The sequence below is a fragment of the Pseudoalteromonas sp. Of11M-6 genome (assembly GCF_022347905.1).
Lineage (GTDB): Bacteria > Pseudomonadota > Gammaproteobacteria > Enterobacterales > Alteromonadaceae > Pseudoalteromonas.
In genome coordinates, this window is the sequence record NZ_JAKRFW010000096.1 from 1 (window position 1) to 5782 (window position 5782).

The window sequence follows — 5782 nt, forward strand, 5'->3', positions numbered from 1 at the left end:
ACTACTTACTTTTTGGCGTATAAAGTCACTTGTTGTTATTTTCAAATACGATCCACCTAAACACCCCAATCAAAAACCCAAAGATTGTCAACGACAGGATACTGATACTTATTTCTAGTGAATCATTAATGCTAAACAAACTTAACTCATTCAAAGCTATCAAAATGAATATTGGCACCATTGATATAACCATAATATGTGTAGATAATTTGATTCCCATAACCTCTAATTCCTATAGCATGTGCTGATCGCCTGTATTCCAACACGTTATTTAGTGCTTGATGTGCCGTAAGCACCACTGTAAAAATCTAAAACTTTGAACTCATTAAAAAGCTTTTGGCCGCTTAATGTGTAATGCCCAAAAATACGTTCAGTGCTTGTTGTTTCAATTGTCACAAAGCCAATCTTGTTGCCAGAGTTAACGACAGGGTATTTCACTTTAATACCAACAGCGTTGTTTTCCATCGCTTCGTTAACGTGCTTTAAAAGCGCATCATCAATATCATCTAGTGACTCATACCCGAACAAACTTAGGACAATTTCACCGTTCAATTCTTTAACATCTGCCATATTTAATCCCTCTAATTTAAATTATTTACTTTCAGCGCCTTGAGTCTGCTTTAGTACTGACATAGGGAATCCCGACATTCCAATATTGCGGTTAGCGTTCATCAATTGACTTTGCTAATTTTGTTCCTGCTTATTTTTTTTCGTTAAAAAATAATTTGCAGCAAAAAAACAAAAAATTGAAATTATGGTTGGGAATGCCATTACCCCCGGGTTCATCCAGCTTCGCAAAAATTCAGATGCTTCTACATTTTCTGGAATAGCTAAATAACCTAGCTGCCAAATCCATATCCATAAAAAGGTAAAAATGAATACTAAAGCTATCAGTTTGTATTTAATATTTTTAAACATGTTTATTTCCGTTTTTCCAATATTTAAAATTTAGCTACCACACCCGCATGAACCAACAGGCCGCGCCACTCAGCGTACCTGATAACTCTGTACTCCGGTTTACCTACAGCTGTCTCCCATTTACGAACTGCGGTGCTGCCCTTTTTAGCGTTCCAAGTTACACCCACTAATTTCGCTAAGTCGTTCTGACTCATCCCTAACATCTGCCTTAACGCTTTGATCTGCTCAGGCGTTGGCGGCTCAAACTCACCAGAGTCAAACCGATTTGCACTTGGTAATTTAGCAAAACCTTGGACTGACTCAGGAATGTTTTTTTTCTCAGTTAAATAAATTTGATTCTGTTCACTCATAATTTTAAGTAGGGGCTAGCGCCCCTCTCCTTTAAATCAACCCGCGCTCAGCGAAACTATAAGAGCCTTCACTACCTACAATTATATGATCAAGCACTCGTACATCAATTAAATCCAACGCAGACTTTAGTTTATTGGTAATTAACTTATCAGCTTGGCTGGGATCAACAATACCGCTCGGGTGATTGTGTGCAAAAACGACAGCGGCGGCACTGCTATCTAAAACCAGTTTAACCACTTCTCTTGGATAAACACTTGCTGCGTCGATAGTACCTTTAAAAAGTTCAACAGACTCAATCAAACGATGCTGGTTATCCAATAGTGCAACACAGAAAACCTCTCTTTCTGATGTCTCGATTTGAGTTTTGAATAAAGCCTTAGCCATCTCAGGGCTTGTTATTGAATCTGAGGTGCGAGCTTTAGACTTTAGAATATCAAGCGCTTGATTAATGATGCTTAATTCTTGATTTGAAAAATTGCTATTCATGGATAATTCCTGATTTATAGGTCATGGACGTTTCCCGACCTTTCAAGTATATAATACCAACCCAAAGGGGCGGTGTAAATAGGTATTTAATATTTAATTAATTGTATATCCTGCCATTAAAGATATGCAGTGACCGACACAAAAAAGGCCGCTGCTGCGACCTTCTACCCCATAAAACGAGGAACATTAATAGAGAATCATGGTTTAGTGTTGAGCCCCGTTAATACGGGGAATGTTCAAAACTACAGCTCTTCCGGTTCACCCCCGCATAGCGAGGAACTATTGACTTACTATAATCTCTTCACTCGTCAATTCAAGTAGTTCTGCCAGTAGACTGGTTAAGTACACTTGCTTTCTTGGATAAGCGCCATGCTGATATTGCACTTCATCAAGTCTGATCCAATTCATTTTTTCCAGTTTTTTAATAACCCCATGCACTGTTGAGCTGTCCCTGTTATCAAAAAGGCGGTCTCCGATATTGGCGGGACTGTCCCCTTGGTGTCGCACAATATCCATGATAATACTGATAGTGATCGCGCTAGTTTTTGGTGCGGTTTTATGTATTGTTTGAATGCAACGATCAATTGCATTAACTGACAATCGACCATTAAATTTTTTAAGTTTATCTCTATCCATATTTTCTCTTTTCGCGCTGATTGAAATGTTTTTGATATTGTCTGCTTGGATAGAGCCTGTTAAACAGGCTCTATGTCCAATCTGCATCTGTAGTCTATATTTGCCACATGTTCACCTATAGAGCCAAAGGCAATTCTGCCGCTCCAGGTATCGTTTGATGAAATAACATCCTCAACTATGTGTCTTGTTTTGTATCTTCTGATAGTTTTCACCGCCAGTTCCCGAGCTTTACTAAGCTTGTCGTCCTCATTGATAAAAACAAAAACGGTTACCTCATCGTTCTCTGAGTTGCCTTGGTGTGTGAAAACAGCTTTGTATTCAACACTTTCTAATTCTTTATTCCCTGTGACCGTTAAATTTGGGTCATTTTCGTATTTTGCCTTTACTCGTTTTACCGCAGCTTGCAAAGAGGTGGCATAGTGAACTTCATTACGCTCCCACTCTAATAACTCGTTCTCAACTTTAACTGAAAAAGGCTTAAATTGTTTTGTGTGTGTAGTCATCTTAATTTCCTTAATGCTCTATCTAACAACCATTACTTTTTAACAGGGCTTGTAAAAAATGATGTTAATGTGATCTGTTCATGGCTAAGTTCAATAAGCTCTATATCGTCCTCACCATCAAAATGAAAATCAATTACTTGCTTATATAGGCCGTTGACGTTTGCAAACATCATGCTTGAGTTGTCATTGGTATGAATTCTAAATTCACCTTTCTCTGGTATGTGAGCGGGTATTTCGAATGTATCTCCATAAGTTTTAAGCAACTCTAAAAACGTCATTAATTGTGGACGAGTAAAAAGCGGGTAACTGCGAGAGTTAAGCCCTGTATCAGGCAAGCCAAACGCTTTGAATGCAGTGCTATAAGGCTTTTTACTTCCTCTTGAAGCAATGCCGAACCATTTCTCTTGTAAATGCGCTGTATTTGGTTGTGCTGTAGTCATCTTTATTTCCTTAATGTTCTATCTAAGTACGGGGAACAAGTTAACTATAGCAACATAGTTCCCCGCACACAAGGGGAACATTGAAAAAAATTTGCACTTTTTTAGTCGATGGGATTTTGGGGTGGTTTCGTTGCATACCAGAGGTTTTCAATGCAAAAAGAGCAAATAGATATAACCCCTTCTTTTTGGCGTTATAGCGTCGCAGACATACTAAAGCGATAAAAAAGGCAATTTAGCAATGTTTCTTACCGCACTTCAAAAGTATCAACTTTTAATAATAAAAAGCAATCGAGCCGAAGGCGAGGCATATTTCATCCACAATGTGGATGCTTAATCAATAAGGATCTTTATATATCTCTATTCCTTTAGGAATATGCGATTAAGTAAAGGGATCTAAAGACTAGGAGTAATTAACTTCCTTTAACAACAACTTATCCACACCTCATAAGCGAAAGCTTAAAATATATGAGCATTAGCAAATAGCCATAGATTCAAAATTGGGTTTTACAGGGGGATTTGACGTTAGTTCCCTGTGGTTGCCGAGTGTTTTTTGAGCGGTTTTTGATATTAATTAAAGAAGGTTGAAAGGGGGCGCTTTATGTTTGATATTCTTCAAATAAAGACTGTTGATCGTATCGTTCGCTCAAGCTCATCAAGAGATCGATTAAATGAATCTATACCTTTATCACTAAGTGCACTAAATTTTTTCAACATAGTGATAGGGGTAAGCACAGTTTTAACTTTAACAGAGCAATTCTTCGCAAATATCTTTATATAATCCCTAGCAGCAACAGAAGCCTCTTTGAATTTGTCAGCTAGCCCTAAATCACTTAAATATTTCTTAGTTACTCGTTTAATTGATGCCAATCCTTTGTAGGCATCGTTGCCATTCTTATCTTGATAACGTTCACGAGGTTGCACTGATGTGATCCACCCTTTTCCCCTAACCCAACGGAGGATTTGCTTTACACGCCATTCAGGTATACCGAGTTCAATAGCTACAAACCTCCATGTCCTCAAGAGGAAGCCATTTTTAGTTGCAACACCTATTTTGCGAGTAACAAAGCACATTTCACTAACCAGTAGATCCATAAACGCAGCAATATCTCGAAGGAACTGAATTTGGGTAGTTTTCCCTGACTGTGCTTGTAAACAAGCATACTTAGATGGGTTATCAAGCATAGTATTAAGAGCTGCACGATTCAAACAAGCAAACGGCCTGTTTGCTCTTGTTCTCTTTTGCTTTGCTGTACCTTTAATAATCATTCGACGCTCTATTATTTTTATTTGATAAATGCAATATCAAGGCATAGAATGAAATAGAGCTTTTAGCTCTGTTCATGCTGAACATTCTACTTTTAGAGAGGTTGGTTGTGGCGACCAAACCTCTCTCCCCTCAAATACTAATCCGTTATATCAAACAAATTAATATTTACCTGTAAAATAATAGTTAGATCAAAAAGGATCAATACTGATCTGTTAAATACTACATATAGCCCTACAAATCGTTAGGGCGATTTGTAGCACTTTCAATTTTGAAGTGAATTGAGTCAACTTTTCTACCAGACTTAATAAGTTCATAGTTAACTTTTAAAGATGAGTACTGATTAATTTTCTCAACAGCTGGCTCTAACACACGCCTCCTGAAGTTATCAAACCTTTTATAGGCAGATAACGAGTCTAGTTCTAAACGTTCCTTTATGTAATCTAGTGCTAATATTAATTCACCTTCCTCGCGATGATTGGATAGCCAAGCAAACAATCGTATATGCAGCGTATTTGTGAATTTAGATACATCACCAAGTGGATAAGATACTTTTTTACTTAAATCTTTCAAATAAGGTAAAAGCTCCTCAGAGAACCTAAACCCATACACTCCCGTTTTGGTATTTCTTTTCCTCGCACTAACCCAGCGAAGATCAACAAATTCATTGTTATCATGAATTGATAAGCTGCGCTCATATAAAGAGGAATGAACTTGCCTCACATCTCTAGAGGCCTCATTGATTGTAAGATTAAAAGCTGCTGCGTAATCATTAACTCTTATATAAAACCACCCATCTTGATCAGGTTCTTTTTGTGACGCCAACAATATTAATCTCTGTTCGTCTTTTGATAGAGAGTATTTAGCCTCCACGATAGCACCTGACTGCTCAACTTTTTTTTGGAGTAATGTGTTTTTACTTATTGCAGACATATTATTCTCTCTTACCTAGTGACCTAGGGCAGTTTGTAGCATTTAACCTAGGGCAGTTTGTAGCATTTAACCTAGGGCAGTTTGTAGCATTTAACCTAGGGCAATTTGTAGCATTTAACCTAGGGCAATTTGTAGCATTTAACCTAGGGCAGTTTGTAGCATTTAGCCTAGGGCAGTTTGTAGCATTTAGCCTAGGGCAGTTTGTAGCATTTAGCCTAGGGCAGTTTGTAGTATTTAGCCTAGGGCAGTTT

At 37.8% G+C, this 5782-nt stretch carries 10 protein-coding genes; 1 reads left to right on the plus strand and 9 read right to left on the minus strand.

What is annotated here, in order from left to right; genetic code table 11:
- Positions 1 to 267: 267 nt before the first annotated feature.
- From MHN32_RS23230 to MHN32_RS23270, 9 genes are all read right to left on the minus strand, one after another.
- The gene (locus tag MHN32_RS23230; RefSeq protein WP_239422942.1) at positions 268 to 570 is read right to left on the minus strand and encodes a hypothetical protein; all 303 of its coding nucleotides are present in this window, start codon (positions 568 to 570) and stop codon (positions 268 to 270) included.
- A 114-nt stretch (positions 571 to 684) separates the two neighbouring features.
- Positions 685 to 918, minus strand: coding sequence for a hypothetical protein (locus MHN32_RS23235; protein ID WP_239422943.1), 234 nt, complete (start codon positions 916 to 918; stop codon positions 685 to 687).
- A gap of 23 nt (positions 919 to 941) precedes the next feature.
- Positions 942 to 1268, minus strand: a complete 327-nt coding sequence (locus MHN32_RS23240; protein WP_239422944.1) for a hypothetical protein — start codon at positions 1266 to 1268, stop codon at positions 942 to 944.
- A gap of 31 nt (positions 1269 to 1299) precedes the next feature.
- Positions 1300 to 1755 (minus strand): DNA repair protein RadC, encoded by a 456-nt coding sequence (gene radC, locus MHN32_RS23245; protein WP_239422945.1) that lies wholly within the window; start codon positions 1753 to 1755, stop codon positions 1300 to 1302.
- 279 nt (positions 1756 to 2034) lie between these two features.
- On the minus strand, positions 2035 to 2391 hold the full coding sequence (locus MHN32_RS23250) for a hypothetical protein (protein WP_239422946.1): 357 nt from the start codon (positions 2389 to 2391) through the stop codon (positions 2035 to 2037).
- A gap of 59 nt (positions 2392 to 2450) precedes the next feature.
- Positions 2451 to 2894 (minus strand): hypothetical protein, encoded by a 444-nt coding sequence (locus MHN32_RS23255; protein ID WP_239422947.1) that lies wholly within the window; start codon positions 2892 to 2894, stop codon positions 2451 to 2453.
- Positions 2895 to 2926: 32 nt separating this feature from the next.
- Positions 2927 to 3334 carry a hypothetical protein gene (locus MHN32_RS23260; protein ID WP_239422948.1) on the minus strand — a complete coding sequence of 136 codons (408 nt, stop codon included), beginning with the start codon at positions 3332 to 3334 and terminating at the stop codon, positions 2927 to 2929.
- A gap of 612 nt (positions 3335 to 3946) precedes the next feature.
- A complete protein-coding gene (locus MHN32_RS23265) occupies positions 3947 to 4600 on the minus strand; it encodes a hypothetical protein (protein ID WP_239422949.1) in 654 nt (217 codons plus the stop codon).
- A gap of 232 nt (positions 4601 to 4832) precedes the next feature.
- Positions 4833 to 5531: a replication initiation protein gene (locus tag MHN32_RS23270; RefSeq protein WP_239422950.1), complete on the minus strand. Its 699-nt coding sequence runs from the start codon at positions 5529 to 5531 to the stop codon at positions 4833 to 4835.
- Here MHN32_RS23270 and MHN32_RS23275 point away from each other — a divergent pair.
- Positions 5522 to 5782: hypothetical protein (locus MHN32_RS23275; RefSeq protein ID WP_239422951.1), on the plus strand; the 261-nt coding region annotated here is incomplete at its 3' end. The two genes, MHN32_RS23270 and MHN32_RS23275, sit on opposite strands and share 10 nt — an antisense overlap.

What these genes read in the sequence shown, in the direction of transcription:
- MHN32_RS23230 (WP_239422942.1), bottom strand. Translation starts at nt 570, where the DNA reads ATGGCAGATGTTAAAGAATTGAACGGTGAAATTGTCCTAAGTTTGTTC.
- MHN32_RS23235 (WP_239422943.1), bottom strand. Translation starts at nt 918, where the DNA reads ATGTTTAAAAATATTAAATACAAACTGATAGCTTTAGTATTCATTTTT.
- MHN32_RS23240 (WP_239422944.1), bottom strand. Translation starts at nt 1,268, where the DNA reads ATGAGTGAACAGAATCAAATTTATTTAACTGAGAAAAAAAACATTCCT.
- radC (WP_239422945.1), bottom strand. Translation starts at nt 1,755, where the DNA reads ATGAATAGCAATTTTTCAAATCAAGAATTAAGCATCATTAATCAAGCG.
- MHN32_RS23250 (WP_239422946.1), bottom strand. Translation starts at nt 2,391, where the DNA reads ATGGATAGAGATAAACTTAAAAAATTTAATGGTCGATTGTCAGTTAAT.
- MHN32_RS23255 (WP_239422947.1), bottom strand. Translation starts at nt 2,894, where the DNA reads ATGACTACACACACAAAACAATTTAAGCCTTTTTCAGTTAAAGTTGAG.
- MHN32_RS23260 (WP_239422948.1), bottom strand. Translation starts at nt 3,334, where the DNA reads ATGACTACAGCACAACCAAATACAGCGCATTTACAAGAGAAATGGTTC.
- MHN32_RS23265 (WP_239422949.1), bottom strand. Translation starts at nt 4,600, where the DNA reads ATGATTATTAAAGGTACAGCAAAGCAAAAGAGAACAAGAGCAAACAGG.
- MHN32_RS23270 (WP_239422950.1), bottom strand. Translation starts at nt 5,531, where the DNA reads ATGTCTGCAATAAGTAAAAACACATTACTCCAAAAAAAAGTTGAGCAG.